At 70.2% G+C, this 20529-nt stretch carries 18 protein-coding genes; 8 read left to right on the forward strand and 10 right to left on the reverse strand.

Features of this window, described 5'->3' with window-relative positions; all coding sequences use genetic code 11:
- Positions 1-150 precede the first annotated feature (150 nt).
- The 8 genes from F8178_RS14445 to F8178_RS14480 form a co-directional block, all read right to left on the reverse strand.
- Complete coding sequence (locus tag F8178_RS14445) at positions 151-681, reverse strand: LppA family lipoprotein (protein WP_317495315.1); 531 nt, start codon at positions 679-681, stop codon at positions 151-153.
- Between the two features lie 92 nt (positions 682-773).
- Entirely contained in the window at positions 774-2426 is a 1653-nt protein-coding gene (locus tag F8178_RS14450; protein WP_317495316.1) for an alpha/beta hydrolase, read from the reverse strand.
- Positions 2423-2740, reverse strand: coding sequence for a hypothetical protein (locus tag F8178_RS14455; RefSeq protein WP_317495317.1), 318 nt, complete (start codon positions 2738-2740; stop codon positions 2423-2425). The genes F8178_RS14450 and F8178_RS14455 overlap by 4 nt, the downstream gene beginning before the upstream one ends.
- A 96-nt stretch (positions 2741-2836) precedes the next feature.
- Entirely contained in the window at positions 2837-4363 is a 1527-nt protein-coding gene (locus F8178_RS14460; protein ID WP_317495318.1) for a SulP family inorganic anion transporter, read from the reverse strand.
- Positions 4360-5571 (reverse strand): fumarylacetoacetase, encoded by a 1212-nt coding sequence (gene fahA / locus F8178_RS14465; RefSeq protein WP_317495319.1) that lies wholly within the window; start codon positions 5569-5571, stop codon positions 4360-4362. The genes F8178_RS14460 and fahA overlap by 4 nt, the downstream gene beginning before the upstream one ends.
- Complete coding sequence (locus F8178_RS14470; RefSeq protein ID WP_317495320.1) at positions 5568-6503, reverse strand: hypothetical protein; 936 nt, start codon at positions 6501-6503, stop codon at positions 5568-5570. The genes fahA and F8178_RS14470 overlap by 4 nt, the downstream gene beginning before the upstream one ends.
- Positions 6500-8131 carry an FAD-dependent monooxygenase gene (locus F8178_RS14475; protein WP_317495321.1) on the reverse strand — a complete coding sequence of 544 codons (1632 nt, stop codon included), beginning with the start codon at positions 8129-8131 and terminating at the stop codon, positions 6500-6502. The genes F8178_RS14470 and F8178_RS14475 overlap by 4 nt, the downstream gene beginning before the upstream one ends.
- 2 nt (positions 8132-8133) lie before the next feature.
- Positions 8134-9096, reverse strand: a complete 963-nt coding sequence (locus F8178_RS14480) for an MBL fold metallo-hydrolase (RefSeq protein WP_317495322.1) — start codon at positions 9094-9096, stop codon at positions 8134-8136.
- 111 nt (positions 9097-9207) lie between these two features.
- Here F8178_RS14480 and F8178_RS14485 point away from each other — a divergent pair, with 111 nt between their 5' ends.
- The 3 genes from F8178_RS14485 (at position 9208) to F8178_RS14495 (ending at position 12465) form a co-directional block, all read left to right on the forward strand.
- The gene (locus F8178_RS14485) at positions 9208-9747 is read left to right on the forward strand and encodes a MarR family transcriptional regulator (protein WP_317495323.1); all 540 of its coding nucleotides are present in this window, start codon (positions 9208-9210) and stop codon (positions 9745-9747) included.
- Between the two features lie 277 nt (positions 9748-10024).
- Positions 10025-11740: a copper resistance protein CopC gene (locus F8178_RS14490; protein WP_317495324.1), complete on the forward strand. Its 1716-nt coding sequence runs from the start codon at positions 10025-10027 to the stop codon at positions 11738-11740.
- Positions 11741-11757: 17 nt separating this feature from the next.
- On the forward strand, positions 11758-12465 hold the full coding sequence (locus tag F8178_RS14495; protein WP_317495325.1) for a YcnI family protein: 708 nt from the start codon (positions 11758-11760) through the stop codon (positions 12463-12465).
- Between the two features lie 21 nt (positions 12466-12486).
- Here F8178_RS14495 and F8178_RS14500 read toward each other — a convergent pair whose 3' ends face one another.
- A complete protein-coding gene (locus tag F8178_RS14500; protein WP_317495468.1) occupies positions 12487-13713 on the reverse strand; it encodes an MFS transporter in 1227 nt (408 codons plus the stop codon).
- 233 nt (positions 13714-13946) lie between these two features.
- Here F8178_RS14500 and F8178_RS14505 point away from each other — a divergent pair, with 233 nt between their 5' ends.
- Positions 13947-14621 carry a FadR/GntR family transcriptional regulator gene (locus F8178_RS14505; RefSeq protein WP_317495326.1) on the forward strand — a complete coding sequence of 225 codons (675 nt, stop codon included), beginning with the start codon at positions 13947-13949 and terminating at the stop codon, positions 14619-14621.
- 186 nt (positions 14622-14807) lie between these two features.
- Here F8178_RS14505 and F8178_RS14510 read toward each other — a convergent pair whose 3' ends face one another.
- Positions 14808-15548 (reverse strand): FadR/GntR family transcriptional regulator, encoded by a 741-nt coding sequence (locus F8178_RS14510; RefSeq protein WP_317495327.1) that lies wholly within the window; start codon positions 15546-15548, stop codon positions 14808-14810.
- A 222-nt stretch (positions 15549-15770) separates the two neighbouring features.
- On the opposite strand from F8178_RS14510, the gene F8178_RS14515 reads away from it, so the two are divergent.
- Genes F8178_RS14515 through F8178_RS14530 form a run of 4 tightly spaced genes read left to right on the forward strand, consistent with a single transcriptional unit; the run spans position 15771 to position 20516 of the window.
- Positions 15771-17591, forward strand: a complete 1821-nt coding sequence (locus F8178_RS14515; protein ID WP_317495328.1) for an L-lactate permease — start codon at positions 15771-15773, stop codon at positions 17589-17591.
- Between the two features lie 8 nt (positions 17592-17599).
- A complete protein-coding gene (locus tag F8178_RS14520; RefSeq protein WP_317495329.1) occupies positions 17600-18367 on the forward strand; it encodes a (Fe-S)-binding protein in 768 nt (255 codons plus the stop codon).
- Positions 18364-19887: a lactate utilization protein B gene (locus F8178_RS14525; protein ID WP_396345554.1), complete on the forward strand. Its 1524-nt coding sequence runs from the start codon at positions 18364-18366 to the stop codon at positions 19885-19887. The genes F8178_RS14520 and F8178_RS14525 overlap by 4 nt, the downstream gene beginning before the upstream one ends.
- Positions 19884-20516, forward strand: coding sequence for a lactate utilization protein C (locus tag F8178_RS14530; RefSeq protein WP_317495330.1), 633 nt, complete (start codon positions 19884-19886; stop codon positions 20514-20516). Before F8178_RS14525 ends, F8178_RS14530 begins: the two co-directional genes overlap by 4 nt.
- Positions 20517-20529: the final 13 nt, after the last annotated feature.

Below are 20529 nucleotides of genomic sequence, written 5' to 3' on the forward strand. Positions count from 1 at the left end.
TCGCCCGGCGCCGCTGCGACGTCCTGTTCGCCATGCTGCGCAACGGCACCTACTACCAACCCGCCCAGCCCGCACCGAAGGAAAAACTCCCGGCAGCCGCTTGACCAACCCCATAGGGACACCCCCCGACCCAGCCGCGAAGGCGCGGCGTCAATCCCGATGACGATCCCGCTCGTCCTCCGGCATCTCACGCCACTCCTCCTGCGAAATCGGCCTGCCCCGCTCCTTCGCCGCAGGCTCCAGATGACAGCCGGTCGAGACACGAAGGACGGTGTTGGTATTCCGGCCCGACATGAGCCGGAGCTTGGCCCCAGTATCGTTCGTCAGTTCGAACGACAGATCGTGACTCTCCTGAATATCGAGAGTGACCTGCTCAAACCCGTACTCACGACCAGCCTCCCGCAGGATGTCCTGCGCATCGGACCAGTCATAGGGCGAAATCCCCGCCTCGGCAATCCAGTTCTGCAAACCGGTGCTAGCCGCATCCAAGCCGATCAGATCGGGAAACTCACTACACCCTGGAGTAGTCCTTTCCTCCCCGCCACCTGGCTCCCACTCTGGAAAATCGAATCGCTCCCGCAAGGCCGCGCGCACCTTCTCCTGCAGCTCCTCATAGGCCGCAATCGCCTGCTTCCGGTCGGGACGCTCCGCGACTGTCTCGTACTGCTCTTCCAGCGACATGTCACTCCTATCCGCAGGATCCGATCCACACCCAACCAGCAGCCCCACGGCAACACCCAGCCCGACGATCGCCGACACGTGTGCGCGATACCTCATCGTGGCCCCCGTGGGTATTCAGGCAGCGTCGTAGGCTGGTCGATGTAGTTCTCCTCCTGACCGATCATCACGGCGGCGGTGTTGTATTCGCTGGTGGACATCACGTCATCCGCCTCTGTGTAGTCCGTGTGACCGGTGACCCCAGGCAGCTCGTCCCCGGTATCCGGCGCGATCGCATCGTCAGTGGAGAGCTCCCGCACGGTAGCGTCCCCGCTCGGGTTACCGCCGTGCACGAGACCGCCGAGGTCAGCCACGACATCGTTGTCCGCCGACAGGTTGAACCGTTCCCCTTCCGGCACCAGGAGCCCGTCGCTGCTGTACCACCCAGGCGAACCCTGGGCGATGAACGCGTCAGCAGCATCGGTCTGTTTCAATGCCTCCCCCATGGTCGTTGAGCCGTACGAGTGGCCCACCCCGGCGAGCCGCTGCGGCGGGTCATCAGGACGGCTGGCCGGAATCCCGTCCATGAAGCCAGCCAACCGCTCCGCGCCCTGCTGAGCGCGGGAATCGGACAACACACTACCCAGGCCCTGGGGCGCATGGTAATCCATCCACACCACCGAAGCGACTGACTCACCTCGCCGGTCCGGATCACGACCAAGCATGTCGTCCGCGTACTCGGTGACTTCGTCGATCTCTTCGACGTATCGATTCATGTTGTCCTGGACCGCCGAGTTCATCCCTGGGGTGTACACGCTTACGTTGTCGGCGGCGTCGACGTCGCCGATGGCGACTGCCGAGCGTACCCCCTCGCCACCGGTATCGAGGGCGACGATGGAACGGCCTCGATCGGCTTGGAACTCCAACACATCCAGCGCGTCCAGCTTCTCCTCGACACGCTGGATCCGGGCGTTCAACTCGTGCCGTTCGGTGATCGGGGCTCCGGGGCCGCGCGGCAGGTCAGCCCGCTCGGCCTGCAGCTCGGCGAGCTGGTCCTGCAAGCGTTCGCGTTCGATCGGGATGCGCGCGACGTTGGCCTCGTGCCGTGCGCTGTACGGCACGCCGTCGAGGTTGCCGATCGCGGCGGGTTCGGTCCGGATCAGTTGTTCGCGTTCCTCGGTCGACAGGCCGTGCCACCACTCGCCGACCGCCGAGGGGTCGGTGCCTGCCGGTGGCACGGCGAGCCGGTCTCGCTCCCCGTCCTCGTCGCGGAACATCCTCGGCGAATGCACGCGCCGCATCGCGGCCGCGATCTCGGCGTCGATCCGCGCGGCTCGTTCCTCGATGTCACCGATCGTCGTCCTGAGTTGGCGCGCGACCTCCTGGCGCCGCTGGGTGAACTCCGGGTCGAGCTGCTCGACGCCGGGGGCGGTGTTCTCCAGATGCCCGGCGTGGGTGATGCGCCAGAAGTAGCGCGCCGCCAGCTCAGCGGCATCGTCCTGTTCGCGGTGCAGCTCTACGATCTCATCTGCCGAATCCTGCAGCTGTTTCCACAGCGGTTCGGCCGCGTGCGCGATGTCCTCGTACTCGCCGACCAGGTCGCCGCGCTTGGTCCGCGCGCGCTGCGATGCCTCGCCGATCCACTCGCGGGGATGCAGGCCACCGAGATCATCAGCATGGCGCTTGAGGTCTTCGAGCGTGCTCTTGATGTCGTCGGCCTGGGATTCGAGTCCCTCGGCGTTCCACTCGCGGATATCGCCCCAGCTCATACCGGACCACCTGGTTGCGGGATGTGCAGCCGCAGCTCCTCGGCCGCCGCTTCCTCGTCCGCTTCGTAACGCTCGGCGGCGCCCACGATCTCGTCGCCGTAGGTGGCTACCCGCCCGCCGAGGTCGCGCAGCTGCCGCTCCCAGTGCTCACTCAGGGTCGCCGCTTCGCTCGCCGTCTCGCCTGCCCCTGGCAGCAGCTCCGGGATCGCGTCGGCGTGCTCCGCCAACTCGATTCGCTTGGTCGCCTCGCCGACCTCGATCGCGTCCCGGCCGCGCTGCTCGAGCTCCTCGATCACCACCTCGTAGCCGCTCATCACACCCCCTTACCCCGCGTGACCGGACCGACTCAGCATGCCATATCACCGCCACGAGCGGGGGCGGTTTCGCGGAACGCACCGGTACGCCGGTCCTCACCGCACCAGCAGGTCACCCAGCACCCGGTCGGCTCGCTCGCTCGCGTGCCGCGGCACATCACACAGCTCGATCCGGGTGCCCGATTCGCGCGCGTGCTCGACCACCGAACGCAGCGCCAGCATCCCCGTGAGATCCATCCGGCCGAGCCCCTGCAGGTGCACCAGCACGCGCTCGGCATCGGGATGGTCGGCCAGCACCGCGAGCAGCCGCTCCTCGAGCACCGGGGCGGAGGCGAAGTACAGCACCCCGTTCAGCCACAAGTGCAGCGTCGCGCCGTCCTGAGTGGCCTGCACCTCCAGCCGCATCTCCCGCCACAGGTGCACGGCCAGCGACAGCACGACCCCGGCGATGATCCCCCACTCGATCCTCGGCGCCGCGGCCAGCGTGATCGCGAACGTCAGCAGCGCGATCGCGAACTGCGGCACCGAGCAGCGCCACGCCTCGACGAACGGCCGGATCTCCAGCAACGACACCGCCGCCGCGATCACCAGCCCCGCCAGCACCGCAGTCGGCAGGTCCTCCAGGATCCCGGCAGCGGGCAACGCCGCCAGCACCACCACGCCGGTGATCGCCCCGCTCCAGCGGGTCCGTGCTCCCGAGAGCCGGTTCAGTGCCGAACGGGAGAACGACCCGCCCGAGGGCAGGCCGCTGAACACCCCGGCGGCGACGTTGGCCAGCCCCTGACCCGTGAACTCCCGGTTCGGGTTCCACGGCTGCCGGTCCATCGTGGCGTACTTCCGCGCGATCGAGGCGGGTTCGGCGAAACCCACCAGCGCGATCACCACGCCCGGCACGATCAGCGACGGCAACGCCTCCCACGGCAGGCCCAGCGCGAGCGGCGGGAGCCCACCGGGAATCTCGCCAACCACCGGCACCGTGAGGACATCGAAGGCGCTGAGCAGCAGCGCCCCCACGGTGGCCAGCAGCACGCCGGGGAACCACGGACCGAGCTTGCGTCCCGCGAGCACGAGCAGCACGGTCACGGCGGCGACCGCGATCGCGGTCAGGTTCCAGCCGGTGGGCGCGCCGAGCGCCTGGCCTGCGCCGACGAACGGGTTGGTCGCCTCGGGGTCCCGGTCCACCAGCGGCGGCACCTGCGACGCGATGATCAGCACCGCGGCGGCGACGGTGAACGCCGACACCACCGGCTGCGACAGCAGGTACGACACCGCTCCCCACCGCAGCAGCCCGAGCAACAGCCGCACCACGCCGACCACGAGCGCCAGCAGCGCGGCGTGCGCAGCGAAACTCGCCGTCCCCGGCTCCACGAGCGGCGCCAACGCGCTCAACGTGAGCAGGCTGGTCAGCGCGACCGGGCCGGTCTGCAGGTAGGGCGAGGAACCGATCAGCGCGGCGGCGATCGGCGCGACCGCCGCCGCGTACAGCCCGTGCACAGGAGGCAATCCCGCCAGCTCCGCGTAGGCCAGCGACTGCGGGATCAGCACCAGTGCCACGCTGATCCCCGCAACGAGATCCCCTCGGTGCGGCCACCGTGTGGCCCCCAGCAGCCTCCGCAGGCTCACCCCGACGCCGCCGGGTCGCAGTTCGCCGGGGTGATCCGGCCGGTGACCTGGCCGAAGGAGAGCCTGCTGCCGCCCTCGCCCGGCGCGGTCGCGCTGATGCTCACCGTGTCGCCGTCGGCGAGGAAGGTGCGCTCCTCACCCGAGGACAGCCGCACCGGCTCGCGCCCGTTCCAGGTGAGCTCGATCAGCGAGCCCCGCTGGTCCGCAGCTTGCCCCGACACGGTGCCCGAGGCGTACAGGTCACCGGTGCGCACGCTCGCGCCGTTGACCGTCATGTGCGCCAGCATCTGCGCGGGCGACCAGTACATCCCGGCGTACGGCGGCCGGGCGATCACTTCCCCGTTGAGCTCGACCGCCAGTCGCAGGTCCAGCCCCCACGGTTCCGGCTCGGTCAGGTAATCCAGCGGCGCTGGCTGCTGCCTCGGTGTGGGTACCCTTGCCTCGGCCAGCGCGTCCAGCGGCACGACCCACGGCGAGATCGAGGTGGCGAAGGACTTGCCGAGGAACGGGCCGAGCGGCACGTACTCCCAGGCCTGAATGTCCCTGGCCGACCAGTCGTTGACCAGGCACACACCGAAGACGTGCTCGGCGAAGTCCTTCGTGGCCACCGGCTCACCCAGCGTGCTCGGCGTACCGACCACGAAGCCGACCTCGGCCTCGATGTCCAACCGGACCGACGGGCCGAACGTGGGCACATCCGCGTCCGGGGGTTTGCGCTGCCCGCAGGGGCGTGCGATCGGTGTACCCGAGGGCACCACCGTGCCCGCCCGGCCGTGGTAGCCGACCGGCAGGTGCTTCCAGTTCGGCAGCAGCGGCTCGGAATCCGGGCGGAACATCCTGCCCAGGTTCGAGGCGTGCTCCTCGGAGGCATAGAAGTCGACGAAGTCGGCGACCTCGATCGGCAGGTGCAGGGTCACCCGGTCCACCGGATACAGCGCGGGCTCCACGGCAGGCCGGTGCCGCTCGTCGGTGAGGAGCTCGCGCAGCCGAGACCTGGTCTCCGTCCACCGGGCACGCCCGGCCGCCAGGAACGGGTTCAGCGAACCGCGCGCGAACAGCTCGGCATCCAGGGTGGCTGCGAGATCGAGCACGTACTCCCCGATCCGCACCCCCACCCGTGGCGGCTGACCCGGTGGGGAGAACACCCCGTACGGAAGGTTGGCTACCCCGAAACCTGCCTGCTCGTCGGCCGGAACCCACGTCGTCACGTCGCGCTCAACCTCTCTCGTTCATCGCGTTGCCGCATCAGACCCAGCTCGGCCGCCTCGGCGACCGGCACTCGCGTATCGCACGAGCCGTAGCTGCGCAGCACCCGCCGCGTCGCTGCCACGGTCGCCGCGTCCAGGGAGCGAGCTCGCACCGCGAGCGTGTCGGCGTCGCTACCGCGCAGCGTATCGGCCACCCCGTCCACCGCTGTTCCCGCCACGGCGTCGGCTGTGGCGAGCACGAGGTTGAGGTAGCCGTGGTGGACGAAGCCGGTTCCCTGGTCGGTGTGCCGCACCGCGTGGTGCAGGCCCGCCGTCGCCTTGACCGGCACGCCGTGACCCACCGCGGCGAGCAGCGCCCCGGCCAGCTCCTCCGGCTCGGGGAACAGTTCCGCGCTCACCCCGCCGCACCGGAACTTCACCCCGACTGTCCTTCCCGCTGACGTCCCTGGCCGGGCCGCGACGGCGTCGGCCAGTGCGGCGGCCTCGGCCAGCCGTACCGGCTCGAGGTACAGCGGCACGCCCTCCGGAACCCCCGTGGCATCCACCGCCAACGCAGCGGCACGGGCCGCCGCTGCGGGCTCGGTCTGTCCCGTGGCGCGCAGCGGGAACTCCACCAGTGCCAGCTCGAGCCGGTCGTCCCCGGCGATCTCGTCCACCGTGGCCTGCAGCCCGTCGGCGCCACCGTCGGCGATCAGCCCCACGCGGAAACGATCGCCGGGGCGCAGGTGGCCCCGCAGCTCACCGACTCGCGAAGCCGGGCACAGGAACCGCTGGGTCAGCATCGGGTGCGCGACGGCCACATCCTCACGGTGCCGCGCCACGGCATCAGCCATATCCAGCGCCGTCGGCGGGAACAGGCCCGCATCGTCGACCAGCCCATCCATCAGGGCCCCGGCGGGATCACCGGGCGCTGCCTGTGGTGTCTCGGTCATGTTCGCTCCCTCGTTCCTCGCGCTACCGACACGCCGCTCGCCAGGGAGACCGCCGCGGCGACCTCGTCAGCGTGCCTCCCGCCCGGTATCGCGGCAACATGGGCGTCCGGCCGGATCAGCCACACCTCGCCCTGCCGCACCCCGAGCGCGTCACGCACGCTGCCGTCGCGGTCGATCGCGACCAGCTCGGTCACCCGGACCGGTGCGTCGGTGGTCCGGCCCGCCGCTTCCCGCACGGCCGCGACGTCGACGTCCTCGGCACATACCGCGAGGAAACCGTCCCGCGCCAGCATGCGCAACCGGTCGCTGCCGGTGTCCGGATCGGCGGCGGGGACATCGGGCACCAGGATCCCCGGCCCGGGGGGCGGCGCCTGGCCGCGCGGCGGTCGCCCGGCGAACGGTCGCGTGTCGTCCGGTGTGGTCAGCGGCGAGTCGATGTACCAGAACGGCTCGGCCAGCCTGCCGGAATCCACCTCCAGATGGGTCGAGGGGTCGTGCACCGCCCGCTGGAGCACGTCCACCCGCCTGCGTCGCTGCTGCTCGCCGTGCGGCACGAGGAACTCCATGGTGGCGCTGGTGACATCCAGGTTCTCCAGTGCCGCGGCGTGCCGCTCGTCGTGGTAGCTCTCCAGCAGCTGTTCACCGGCCCAGCCGCGCAACACGAACGCCAGCTTCCACGCTGCGTTCTCCACATCGGCGACTCCGGAGTTCAACCCGCGCGCGCCGAACGGCGCGAACAGGTGCGCGCAGTCGCCTGCGAGCAGCACCCGGCCGCACCGCATCCGGTCGACCACCCGCGAGTGGAACCGGTAGACCGAGTGCCACACGATCTCGTACGGCCGGTCCCCGATGATCGCCCGGATCCGCCCGTCCAGCGCGCCGCTGGCCTCCTCGGCCGCCAGGTCGTAGTCGCTGGGCACCTGCCAGTCGATGCGGAACGTCGAATCCGGGCACGGGTGGATGAGGACCTGCCGACCCGGGTTCCACTCCGGATCGAAGTAGAAGCGCCGTTCCCGCGACCAGCCCGGCAGTTCAGCCCGGATGTCGCAGATCAGGAACCGGTCGTCGAAGGAGCGCCCGCGAAAGCTCACCCCGAGCGCTTCCCGCACCTGCCTGCCGGTCGCACCGGCGCAGGCGATGGCGTAGTCGGCGTGCAGTTCGACCTCACCGTCCGGGGTGGCGCACCGCAGCCGCACCCCGGTGTCGTCCTGCTCGATGCCCTCCACCCGGTGCGCCCAGCGGGCGTCGATGAGATCCTGCTCGGCGATCCGCTCGTCCAGCACCTCCTCGGTGCGCGACTGGGAGATGTTGACGAACGGCGGGAACTCCGACCGGCCCGGATCGGCGAGCGTGTAGGCGAACAGCTCGTGCCCCCGGTAGAAGGTCCTTGCGGTGGTCCAGGTCAACCCTTCCTCGGCGATGCGCGCTCCCGCCCCGACAGTCTCCCAGATGTCGAGCACGTCCCGCTGCTGGCAGATCGCCTTCGAGCCGACGAGGTCACGCTCGGACCTGGCGTCCAGCAGGATGACACGGATGCCCCAGCGTGCGAGCAGCAGTGCGGCACTCTGGCCGACGGGCCCATTGCCGATGACGGCCACCGTGCCGGGAGACGCGGTCGTGGTGTCCATGGCTAGTCCTGCAGCTGGTCCCAGACCTCGCGGTCGCGCTCGGCTGTCCAGATGACGGGGCGCTCGATGCCGGAGAGCTCGTCCCACAGCCGGGAGACGTCGAACGGCAGGCAGTGCTCGAAGATCGGCCAGCCACCGTAGCGGTCGACGAGCGCGGCGTGCGCGGCGTCGAATGCTTGCTTGAGCGTTCCTGATCGCTCGTGTACCGCGCTCACCTCGCGGATCATGACGTCGAGGAAGTGTCGCGTCTGGCCGATGGCGGCGTCGACGGTTTGCCTGCCACGCGCCACGGCTCCCCTGCCGCCGACGAGCTGCTCCGCACCCAACGCGGCGACGTTGTCCAGTGTGGACGACACCCAGTCGTGGTGGAACGCGTCGCCGGTGTACAGCGCGGCTTGCGCTTCGACCAGGTCTCCCGCGAAGAGGATCCGCTGTCGTGGCAGCCACGCCACGATATCGCCCTCGGTGTGGCCACGCCCGAGGTAGCGCAGCTCCAGCTGACCGCGGTCGCCACCGAGGTCGATGGTGAGGTTCTCGCCGAAGGTCACGTCCGGCCAGGTCAGGCCCGGGATCGAGGACGGCTCGGTGAACAGCCGTGGCATGCGGCCGTACTCGGAGGCCCAGTCCTGCTCACCGCGCTCGGCGATCAGCGCGCGGGTGCTGTCGTGGGCGATGATGACCTCGGCGTCGAACGCGCTCGCGCCGAGCACGCGCACCGCGTGGTAGTGCGAGAGCACCAGGTACTTGACCGGTTTACCGGTGTGCTCGCGCAACCGGTCGAGCCACGCTCCCGCCGCGACCGGCGTGGCCAGCGCGTCGAAGCACACGAGGAAGTCCTCCCCTTCGATCGCCCCGACGTTCGGATCACCCTCGGCGGTGAGCGCGTACACCCCGTCGGACAGCACCTCCAGGGTCTGCTCCTTGTCCTCCGTATCGGCGGAGGAAGCGAACGCCTTCGTGGCCACCGGAACCACCTCAACTGATCAAAGCTTTGATTATCTTCTGGGAAAAGTGTAGCGCGGCCTCCCCCGGCGAGGGAAGGGCTCGCCACTTCCCTCGCCCACTAACCTGGGCGCATGACCACCGACTCCGCAGCCCCCGAGCAGCTCGACTACCTGTCCTTCGTCGAGTACGCGGTCGGCAGGACCACCGAGCAGCTGCCCTCGGTCGACCCGACGGCGATGCGGCTTGTGCTGACCCTGCACAGGCTGACCAGCGCTCTGGTCTACGACCTGGAGGCCACCGTGCACCGGCCGCACGGTTGGAGCTGGCCCGGGTTCCGGGTGCTGTTCGTGCTGTGGCTGGCTGGGCCGATGGAGTCGAAGCGGATCGCCCAGCTCTCCGGCACCAGCAGGGCCGCGGTCTCCGCACTGGTCAAACCGCTTGAGCGGGACGGGCTCATCTCCCGGACACGGGACGCCCAGGACCGCAGGGCGGTGCAGGTCACGCTCACCGAGGCGGGCCGTGAGGCGATGCTGCACGCCTTCCGTGAGCACAACGCACGCGAGCGGGCGTGGGCTGCAGCGCTGACCGAGACGGAACGCCGGACACTGATCGAGCTGCTGGACAAGCTCATGACCGGCGCCGAGGCCGCCGAGGTCCGCAAGCGCTTCTAGCGGCCCCCGGTCGCCGAGGCCACTGTGGCCCCAATGTTGTTCCTGCGTGCAGCATGCTGGCCTGCACAATTATCCGGCTCGCACAATTGAGTGCGTTGGTCACCGCCCACTGTGCCCCTAGACACCTTTATCGCTACGCATGTTCACCCGGCGGTGCTACTCTTCGCGCCGTCGTTCGGTTGGCGGCTACGAGTGGTGGGTGTTGCCGGTGGTTTCGATGTGCCAGGCACTGGGCATGGTGCGTCGAGGTTGTCGTCGACGTTATCCCGCACTGCTGGTGGCTGTTGCCGGGTTCCTGCTGACCGGGATCATTGCTTCGGGAGTGGCCAGCGCCCATGCCGTCCTGCTGGACAGCGATCCGGCCGACGGCGCCGAGCTGGACAGCGCCCCATCCGAGGTGTCGCTGACGTTCAACGAGGCGGTGGACCTGCCGGGCGAGGCGATCCGCGCGTTCGATGCCACCGGTGAACGGGTCGACACCGGGGGCGCCAGCCACGGGAACGACCGCTCGGTCGTACGGGTCGGATTCGATGAGGACGCCGGTGACGGTGTCTACACGGTGACCTGGCGGGTCATCTCGGCCGACACGCATCCGATCAGCGGCACCGTGTCGTTCACCGTCGGCGATCCGGCCGCGACGGATGCCATGCCCGCGCCCGAACTCGCCGACTCAGGTGGCCAGGCGGTGTGGGAGGCGCTGGCGACCGTCCTGCGGTGGTTGATCTATCTCGGGGCGCTGCTGGCGGTCGGGATCGGCCTGTTCACGGTCCTGGTACACGATGGCAGGAGCCGGGAACGCGCGCGCCTGATGTGGTGGATGCGTTCCGCGGCGGTGACCGCGATCGCGGCGACGGCGATCTCGGTACCGGTGCAGGCGGTGGTGACAAGCCAGGCGGGTGCGGGCGCGATGATCGACCGCGCCGTGCTCGCTGCCACGCTGACGTCGGGGTTCGGAATCAGCGCCGCGGCCAGGGTGGCAGGGTTGCTGCTGTTGGCCTACAGCGCCGCTGCGCAGCGGCGGCCGCTGTTGCTGGCGCTGGTGTCAGCGGGCACGCTGGCCACGCTCGGCTCCTTCCTGCTTGCCGGTCACACCGCCAGCACCGAACCCCGGCTGCTGGTGCTGGCCTCCAATGCCGCGCATACCGCCGCAGCCGCGGTGTGGTTCGGCGGCCTTCTCGCGCTGCTGCTGGTGATCCGCACGCGCCGCGCCGCGGCGGAGGATGCCACCGGGAGCGCGCAGCTGGTGGCCCGGTTCTCGCTACTGGCGGCCGCAGCGGTGATCGTGGTTGCGCTCGCCGGGGCTGGCCTGGCCTGGGCGGAGGTTCGCAGCTGGCACGCCCTGGTCACCACCACCTACGGGTGGGTGTTGCTGGTCAAGATCCTGGTGGTCGTCGCGGTGCTGGGAGTGGCGGCCTATAACAACCGGCGCCTGGTTCCGGCAATCCGGCACGGCGCGACGCGCGCGTGGCACCGGTTGTCCCGCACCGTCGGCGCCGAGGTCACCGGAATCGCGGGAGTACTGGCGGTGACGGCGCTGCTGGTGAGCATCGTCCCGGCCCGCATCAGCGTGGACGTGGCCGCGCACGACGCTTCTCACCAGGAAGCCGGGCAGCATACGCACGAGCACGCAGAAGACGGCCACACCTCGGGTGAGGGCGAACGTACTCAACACCTGGAGCTCGGAACGGACCATCACCTGCACCTGACGGTCGAGCCTGCCCGCGCCGGGAGCAACGACATCGAAATGACCATTGTCGACCGTGACGGTGAGCGGGCGGATATCGCCGAGGACGTCGAACTGCGCTTCGAGCTGCCCGAGGCCGGTATCGCAGCCCTGTCCCGCACGCCGGAGCAGGTTGGCCCGGCCCACTACCACCACGCGGGTGAGGAGCTGGCCATCGCGGGCAGCTGGACCGTCGAGGTGCGAGTGCTGGTCGACGAGTTCGAACGGTTGATCACCACCACCGAGGTAGCAATCGCCCCAGCACAGTAACGAACGGAAGGATAGTCATGGGACACACGATCCGGCGCACCGCGGTGCTCGCCACCGCGGCGTTGGCGATGCCACTGCTGGCCACACCCGCCTTGGCGCACGTCACGCTGAATCCCGACGAGGCGGACTCGCCGTATTTCACCACCAAGCTGCGAGTGCCACACGGCTGTGACGGCGAAGCCACGACCGCCGTGCGCGTGCAGGTTCCCGAGGGGGTCGACAGCGCCAAACCCGAGGCGGTGCCCGGCTGGGACATCGAGATCGAGCGCGAGCAGCTGGACGAACCTACCGAGGGCGCAGGCGACGAGTCGGAAACCACCGAGCGGGTCAGCGAGGTCTCGTGGACCGGCGGCGCGTTAGCCGACGACCAGTTCCTCGAGTTCGGCCTGAACCTCCGCATCGCCGACGACGCACCGGACGTGCTGTGGCTGCCGACCATCCAGGAGTGCGAGCAGGGCGAGCACCGCTGGATCGACGTCCCCGACTCGGTCGACGAGTGGGGCGAGTTGGACGAGCCTGCCCCCTACGTCGAGGTCCGGATGGGTGATGCCGACGAGGACGACGTCGAGGCCGAGGCGACGGCAGCCGAAGGCGAGCACGCTGCCGATACCGACGACACCACCTCGGCGGCGACACCGCTGGCGGTCACCGGGCTCGTCGCCGGTCTGCTCGGGCTGACCGCGGGAGGGGCCGCGCTGCTGCGAACCATGCGCCGCACCGTGTGAGCCGCCGGGCACCCCGGTGACTCACACGTAGCGCGGCCGTCCCGCGAACCAGCCGAAGGTCATCTGGGTCAGCAGCACCGCGATCAGCATCGCGAACGGCACCGTCCAGCCTGCCGTCACGTCGTGCAGCAGGCCGAACAGGAACGGCCCCACCGCGGCGAGTAGGTAGCCGAAGCCCTGCGCCATGCCGGATAGCCGGGCGGTGTCGGCGATAGTGCGCGCCCGCAGCGCGATGACGGTCAGCGCCAGCGAGAACACCCCCATACCCAGGCCGACCAGGAGCGTCCACAGTAGCGGTGCGGCGGCGGGCGCCAGCATCAGCCCGACCATGCCCGCCAGCCCGATCACGCCGAGGCCGACAATCCAGCCGCTCTGGCTGGTCCTGCGCGCGGCCAGCACGGGGATGGCGAGGCTGACCGGCACACCAACCACCGACAGCGCACCGACCAGCAGCCCGGCGCGCGCCTGCGGCACACCGGAGTCGATCAGCACCTCCGGCAGCCAACCCATCATCACGTAAGCCAGCCACGCCTGCAGTCCGAAGAACACGGTCACCACCCACGCCAGCGGGCTCCGCAACAGCGAGCGCGAACGCGGGGGCTGCGCGTCCCCCGTGCGTGACCGCTCGGCCCCCGTGCGTGCCGCATCGACCGCGATGGCGCGGCGCCTGACGCGTGCGGCGACCAGCCAGACCGCAAGGGCGGCCACCGCCAGTACGGCCCAGGACGCCAGCCCGGCACGCCACCCGCCGAACGCCTCACCGACCGGTGCGGTGGCCGCCGAGCCGAGCGCGCCACCCACCTGGAGCGCGGCAGTGTACGTCCCGGTCATCAACCCGACACGCGCCGGGAACGAGTCCTTGACCACCACGGGAACCAGCACGTTCGCCAGCGCGATGCCCGCGGTGGCCACCATGGTGCCGCCGAGCACCACCAGCGGCCCACCGAGCACTCGCACCACCAAACCCGCCGCCAGCACCGCCATCGCCAGCGCGACCGCCACGGTGGTTCCCGCACGGCGGGCCAGCAGCGGTGCGGCCATTCCGGCGGCGGCGAAGCACAGGCCGGGAATCGTGGTCAGCACGCCCGCCCAGGTGGCCGAGGCGCCCAGCGCGTCGCGCGCCTCGCCGAGCACCGGGCCCACGCTGGTGATCGCAGGGCGGAGGTTCAGCGCCACCAGCACCACGGCGACGGCCAGCAGCACACCACCGCCGGTGGCGGCACCCGCGACACGCGCGGCAGGAGCCACCGGCGGCTTGGCCGGTGCCGGTGCTGAGCGCTGGAAGGTCTGGGTACGTGGAACCACGAGTACTATCATGGCAAACATAGGATGATTGGATGAAGCGACCTTCGGGTGAGATTGCTCAACCCGCGTCGCTTGCCGTGGCATCATCACGGCGATACGAACGATCGGCGCGCGCGGTCGGGACCGGTGCCCCGGGGCGCTCGCCGGTGAGGAGCAATGAGAAGGGATGAGGTGCCGTGCCGCTCAGCGCCACCACGCGAACGGGTCTGGTCGAGCAGGTCATCGGCCAGCTCCGCGCGGCGATCACCAGCGGCGAGTGGCCGGTCGGCCACCGCATCCCGACCGAGCCGGAACTGGCCGCCTCGCTCAACGTCGGCCGCAACACGGTGCGCGAGGCCGTGCGCGCCCTGATGCACAGCGGCCTGGTCGAGGTGCGCCAGGGCGACGGCACGTACGTGCGCGCCACCAGCGAGGTCTCCGGGGCCATTCGCAGGCTGTGCGGATCCGAGCTTCGTGAGGCCCTCGAAGTGCGGCGCACCCTGGAGGTGGAGGGCGCGCGGCTGGCCGCGCTGCACCGCTCCGCGGCGGAGCTGGATGAGATGACCAGGTTGCTCGACGAGCGGGATGCCGCGCAACGTGAGCGCAGGTTCGACGACTTCGTCCGGTCCGACGCCGAGTTCCACATCGCGGTCGTCCGCAGCGGCCACAACACGCTGCTGTCCGAGCTGTACCACGGACTGACCGAGGTGGTACGCGGCAGCGTGGCGGCCACCTCGCCGAACCACGTCGCTGACGGAAACGACATCGAGCACCGGGGCCTGCTGGAGGCCATCGCCGCGCGCGACCCGGACCGGGCGGTGGCCGAGGCCAAGGGCTTCCTCGACGAGCTGCTCGCCCAACTCGGCGAGTAGCGCACCACCGGGATGCGAGCCGAAGGGCCCCTTCGGTACACATACGGCACCGGAGGCCCCCTTCGGCTCACCACCGCCGGTAGCCGACGGAGTTCTCCGCGAGGGTGCGTGCCGCAGCCGGGGATTCGGCCACGTCCCGCAGCCGGGCGAGTTGCCTCCTGGAAGGAGGGCATGCCACTCGCGGCGTCACGAACGACCGGGACCGGGGCTGAACAGCGCGAGGTAGGCGCCGCGGATGTGCTCGGAGACCAGCCGCTCCGCGTCGTCGGCCCGACCGGCAGCCACCGCGTCCAGGATGGCGCGGTGGTCGCCGCAGAGCGTGTGCTTGAGTTCCTCCCAGTGCTGATGGCGCTCCATTGCCTCCAAGAGCGCGGGCCGCACGCTCGCGCGTATCGCGATGGTCATCTCGCTGAGCAGCCGGTTGTGCGCCGCAGCGGCGAGGCTGACGTGGAACTCCGTATCGAGGTCGTTGAAGGCCTCCCTGCTCACCTCCTTCGCCTCCATCCCCTCCAGCAGCTCGGTCATCCTCGCGACATCCTCGGCGGTGGCCTGCTGCGCGGCCAGCCGGACGCTGGACCGTTCCAAGCCGATGCGAGCGTCCACGAGCTCGTCCATGTCGAAGCTGGCCAGCGCTACGTGCAGACGCAGGAACCTGGTCAACGCCTTACGCGGCAGTGCCGTGATGATCGTGCCGGAGTCCTGGCCGGTTCCCACCCCGAGCCTCACCGCGCCCTGCGCCTCGAGCACCCGCAGCGCCTCGCGCAGCGAGGCGCGGCTCACCCCGAGTTGCGCGGCGAAGTCGCGTTCCGCGGGCAGCCGGTCGCCGACACGCAACCGGCCGGCGATGATCTGCTGCTCGACCTTTTCAAGCACGAGCTGGTACGTGCGGCTGCGCTGCACCGGTGACCAGTCGATCGTGTCCGCCACCCCTGCTCCTTCGACGCGCTGTGAGCAGCGCCCTGCACCGCCTGCTCGTGGCTACCTACCCGTCCGAATTCTCCCATCCGGACCACGTGCGCTGCCGCGCAACCCGCCCCGCTCGGGACGGGGCCGCGTTCGCTATTGACATAGATCACATCGGGCTGTACACATCTGTGGTCAGACCATACGACCACAGGGTCACGCTCACCGTTCGAAGGGATCGCGGCCATGGACCACCTCGGGCTCCTCAGCCTCGCCGCCTTCTCCCCCATCCTCGTGATCGGCATCCTGCTCGTCGGCTTCCGCTGGCCTGCGAAGTACGCGATGCCCGTCGGGTTCTGCGTCGTCGTCGGTGTCGCGTTGGCGATCTGGGACGTCCCCGGCAGCGTCGTCGCGGCCTCGACCATCCAGGGCCTGCTCGTGGCCGCGACGCTGCTCTACATCGTGTTCGGTGCGCTGCTGCTCCTGGAGACGTTGAGCAACAGCGGCGCCATGGCCGCAATCCGCGCCAGCTTCACCCGGATCAGCCCGGACCGGCGAGTCCAGGCCATCATCATCGGTTGGCTGTTCGGCAGCTTCATCGAGGGTGCCGCCGGGTTCGGCACGCCCGCGGCGCTGGTCGCTCCGCTGCTGCTGGTGCTCGGCTTCCCCGCCATGGCAGCGGTCATGGTCGGCCTGACGATCCAGAGCACCCCGGTGAGCTTCGGCGCCGTCGGCACACCCATCCTCGTCGGCGTCGACGGCGGCCTCGCGGGTGATCCATCCGTCGAGAACCACCTGTCGGTGCTCGGCGTCACCATGCCGACCTACCTGAACCAGATCGCGCTCGACGTGGCCATCATCCATGCCGTGGTGGGCACGTTGATCCCGCTGTTCCTCGCGTGCATGGTCACCGGCTTCTTCGGCGGGGCACGCCGGTTCGGCGACGGGCTGGCGGTCTGGAAGTTCGCACTGTTCGCCTCGTTGGCCATGACCGTCCCGTACGTCACCGTCGCGGCGCTGCTCGGTCCCGAGTTCCCCGCGCTGCTCGGCGGCGCCATCGGCCTGCTTGTGGTGATGTTCGCGGCGAGCAAGGGGCTGTTCATGCCGCAGCGACCGTGGGACTTCCCGGAACGTTCGAGCTGGAACCCGCGCTGGATGGGCTCCATCGATCCCGCAGCAGATACCGCCAAGCCCACCGGCTCACGGATGGGCCTGCTACGGGCCTGGTCCCCGTACATCATCGTGGCCGGGCTGCTCATCCTCACCCGGACGATCGAACCGGTCACAGAGATACTCAACGACCGCCTGGTCATCGACGCCGACAGCATTCTCGGCACCGGGATCAGCCAGTCGCTGGCACCCTTCTACCTGCCCGGATTCTTCTTCATCCTCACCTGCGTGGTCACCTACGCGCTGCACCGGATGCGCGGCAGGCAGATCCTCGGCTCGTGGCGTACCGCGGCCACCCGGCTGGCGGGTGCTGCCGTTGCACTGCTGTTCGCGCTGCCCATGGTGCGGGTGTTCATCAACTCCGGACCGGAGCTGAACGGCTCCGACCTGGCGAGCATGCCGCTCACCCTCGCGCAGGGCGCGGCCGCTGTCACCGGCGAGTCCTGGCCGCTGCTGGCGACCTGGATCGGTGCGCTCGGCGCGTTCGCTGCGGGGAGCAACACGGTGAGCAACATGATGTTCTCGCTGTTCCAGTTCTCCACCGCAGAGCAGCTCGGCGCTACCCCGCGCACCGTGGTCAGCGCGCAGGCGGTCGGCGGCGCCGCAGGCAATATGATCACGGTGCACAACGTCGTGGCCGCCTCCGCTACCGTCGGTCTCGTCGGCCGCGAGGGCGACCTCATCCGCAAGATGATCATCCCGATGGTCTACTACTGCCTGACGGCGGGCGCCCTCGCGTTCGTCATGATCAACGGCGTCGGCGGTAACCTCGGGACCGCCGTACTCGCCGGGGTGGTATTGACCCTCGCGATCACCGCATGGGCACTGCACCGCCAGGCAGCCCGCGCGCCCCGCACGGCACCACCGGCTCGCGACACGTACCAGCGGAAGGAGTAGGGCCGCCGATGCGCATCGCCCTGCTGGCCACCTGTCTGGCCGACGCCGTGACGCCCCACGTGGCACGGGCGACGGTGCGCCTGCTCGAACGGCTCGGCCACCGGGTGACGTTCCCCCGCGAGCAGGCGTGTTGCGGCCAGATGCACATCAACTCCGGCTACCCGGACCAGGCCGTGCCGCTGATCCGCAACCACGTCGCCGCGTTCGCCGACGCCGATCTGGTGGTCGCACCCTCGGCCTCCTGCGCGGGTTCGGTCCGCCACCAACACGCCACGGTGGCGCGCGCCGAGGGCCAGCACGCGCTGGCCGAGGAGGCCGAGCGGCTCGCCGGCCGCACCTACGAGCTCTCGGAGCTGCTGGTGGACGTGCTCGGTGTGATCGACGTGGGCGCATACTACCCGCACCGGGTGACCTACCATCCCACCTGCCACTCGCTGCGGATGCTCCGCGTGGGGCAGCGCCCGCTCACGCTGCTCCGGCACGTGCGTGGGCTGGAGCTGGTCGAGCTGCCGTCGGCGGAGGAATGCTGCGGCTTCGGCGGCACCTTCGCGGTGAAGAACGCCGCCACCTCGGGTGCGATCCTTTCGGACAAGATCGAGGCCATCCTGGCCACCGGGGCCGGGGCCTGCGCCGCCGCCGACGCCTCGTGCCTGCTGCACATCGGCGGCGGCCTGTCTCGGGCGGGCGCCGATGTGCGCACCGTCCACCTGGCGGAGATCCTGGCGAGCACCGCCAGCGACACCGACGGCGACGCGGAGGGCACCGATACCCGATGAGCTCCACCTTTCTCGGTATGCCCGGCACGGCAGGATCCGGCAACCTGCGTGGTGACCGGCCGTTTCCCGAAGCCGCCGCGGGCGCGCTCGGCGACGAGCAGCTACGGCGCAACCTGGCCCACGCCACGGGCACCATTCGTGCCAAGCGAGCCACGGTGGTCGGCGAACTCGACGACTGGGAGCAACTGCGGGACGCGGGCAGCGCGATCAAGATCGACGCGATGGCACGCCTGCCCGAGCTCCTCGAACGGCTCGAACGGGAGGTGACCACGCGCGGCGGCGTGGTGCACTGGGCACGGGACGCCGACGAGGCCAACCGGATCGTCACCCGACTGGTCACCGACACTGGGCAGCGGGAGGTCGTCAAGGTCAAGTCGATGGCCACCCAGGAGATCGGGCTCAACGAGGCGCTCGAGGCGGCGGGTATCACCGCCACCGAGACCGACCTGGCCGAGCTGATCGTGCAGCTCGACGACGACCGCCCGAGCCACATCCTGGTGCCTGCCATCCACCGCAACCGGCAGGAGATCGCCGAGATCTTCCGGACCCGGATGCGCGACGCACAGGGGCGCGTGCCAGGAGGAATCGACAACCTCACCGACGATCCGGCCGCGCTGGCGGAGGCCGCCCGCCGGTACCTCAGGGAGAAGTTCCTGTCGACACGCGTGGCCGTCAGCGGCGCCAACTTCGCCGTCGCCGAGACCGGCACGCTGTGCGTGGTCGAGTCCGAGGGCAACGGCCGGATGTGCGTCACGCTGCCGGACACGCTGATCACCGTGATGGGGATCGAGAAGGTGATACCCAGCTGGCGCGACCTGGAGGTTTTCCTCCAGCTGCTGCCACGTTCGTCGACGGGTGAGCGGATGAACCCGTACACCTCGCTGTGGACCGGCGTGCACGCCGCCTCCGCCAGCGGCCCGGCAGGCAGTGGCGAAACAGGCGGCGACACCGACGGCCCGCGGGAGTTCCACCTGGTGCTGCTGGACAACGGCCGGACGGCGGCGCTGTCCGACCCGGTCGGCAGGCCCGCGCTGCACTGCATCCGATGCAGCGCCTGCCTGAACGCCTGCCCGGTCTACTCCCGCACCGGCGGGCACGCCTATGGCTCCACCTACCCCGGCCCGATCGGGGCGATCCTGTCGCCGTTGCTGACCGGGATCAGCGGACCGGATGACCCGAACGCCTCGCTGCCGTTCGCGTCCACGCTGTGTGGGGCCTGCTACGACGTCTGCCCCGTCAAGATCGATATCCCCTCGATCCTGGTGCACCTGCGAGGCCGGGCGATGCGGGAAGGAAGGCGGGGCGAGCGCGCGGTCATGCGGTTGCTGGCGTGGGTGCTGTCCTCGGCGCGCCGATTCGGCGCGGCCGAGCGGTTGATGCCGGTGGGCAGGCTGCTCGCCCGCGACGGGCGCATCCGGCGGCTGCCGCCACCGCTGTCCGGGTGGACCGACCATCGCGACCTGCCCGCACCACCCCGCCGGAGCTTCCGCAGGCTGTGGGCACGGAGGCGGGCACGGTGACCGCGCGAGACGAGATCCTGGCACGTATCCACCACGCGCTTGCCGACCGACCAGCCGCGCCCGGGATCCCCCGCACATACCGCGCGACCGGGCAGCACGCGCCCGGCGCGGACGCGCTGGTCACGATGCTCACCGAGCGGGTAACCGACTACCGTGCCCGGCTGTACCGGGCAACGTCAGCCGAGGTGCCGTCCTCGGTTGCCGCCGCGCTCGGCGAGGCCGGTTCGCACCGGGTTATCGTGCCCAGCGGGTTCCCGGACCGGTGGCTTCCCACCGGTATCGAGCCGGTGCCAGACACCGGCTGCGGGGCGGCCGAGCTCGACCGGTTCGACGCGGTGCTCACCGGGTGCGCGGTCGCCATCGCCGATACCGGCACCCTGGTGCTGGACGGCGGAATCGACCAGGGACGCCGGGCGATCAGCCTGGTGCCCGATCACCACGTCTGCTGCGTGACGGCCGAGCGCATCGTCGGCACCGTGCCTGAGGCCCTGGCCGAGCTCGATCCCGCCCGGCCGCTCACCTTCATCAGCGGGCCGAGCGCCACCAGCGATATCGAACTGGAACGTGTCGAGGGCGTGCACGGCCCCCGCCGGCTCGACGTAATCGTCGTCGAAGCCGGCGGGGGCTGAGCTACGCTGATCA

The sequence above is a fragment of the Haloechinothrix sp. LS1_15 genome (assembly GCF_033042135.1).
GTDB lineage: Bacteria > Actinomycetota > Actinomycetes > Mycobacteriales > Pseudonocardiaceae > Haloechinothrix.

Excerpts from the sequence above, each read along its gene's own strand:
- F8178_RS14445 (WP_317495315.1), bottom strand. The coding sequence starts at position 681 with ATGTCGCTGGAAGAGCAGTACGAGACAGTCGCGGAGCGTCCCGACCGG.
- F8178_RS14450 (WP_317495316.1), bottom strand. The coding sequence starts at position 2,426 with ATGAGCTGGGGCGATATCCGCGAGTGGAACGCCGAGGGACTCGAATCC.
- F8178_RS14455 (WP_317495317.1), bottom strand. The coding sequence starts at position 2,740 with ATGAGCGGCTACGAGGTGGTGATCGAGGAGCTCGAGCAGCGCGGCCGG.
- F8178_RS14470 (WP_317495320.1), bottom strand. The coding sequence starts at position 6,503 with ATGACCGAGACACCACAGGCAGCGCCCGGTGATCCCGCCGGGGCCCTG.
- F8178_RS14475 (WP_317495321.1), bottom strand. The coding sequence starts at position 8,131 with ATGGACACCACGACCGCGTCTCCCGGCACGGTGGCCGTCATCGGCAAT.
- F8178_RS14485 (WP_317495323.1), top strand. The coding sequence starts at position 9,208 with ATGACCACCGACTCCGCAGCCCCCGAGCAGCTCGACTACCTGTCCTTC.
- F8178_RS14495 (WP_317495325.1), top strand. The coding sequence starts at position 11,758 with ATGGGACACACGATCCGGCGCACCGCGGTGCTCGCCACCGCGGCGTTG.
- F8178_RS14515 (WP_317495328.1), top strand. The coding sequence starts at position 15,771 with ATGGACCACCTCGGGCTCCTCAGCCTCGCCGCCTTCTCCCCCATCCTC.
- F8178_RS14520 (WP_317495329.1), top strand. The coding sequence starts at position 17,600 with ATGCGCATCGCCCTGCTGGCCACCTGTCTGGCCGACGCCGTGACGCCC.
- F8178_RS14525 (WP_396345554.1), top strand. The coding sequence starts at position 18,364 with ATGAGCTCCACCTTTCTCGGTATGCCCGGCACGGCAGGATCCGGCAAC.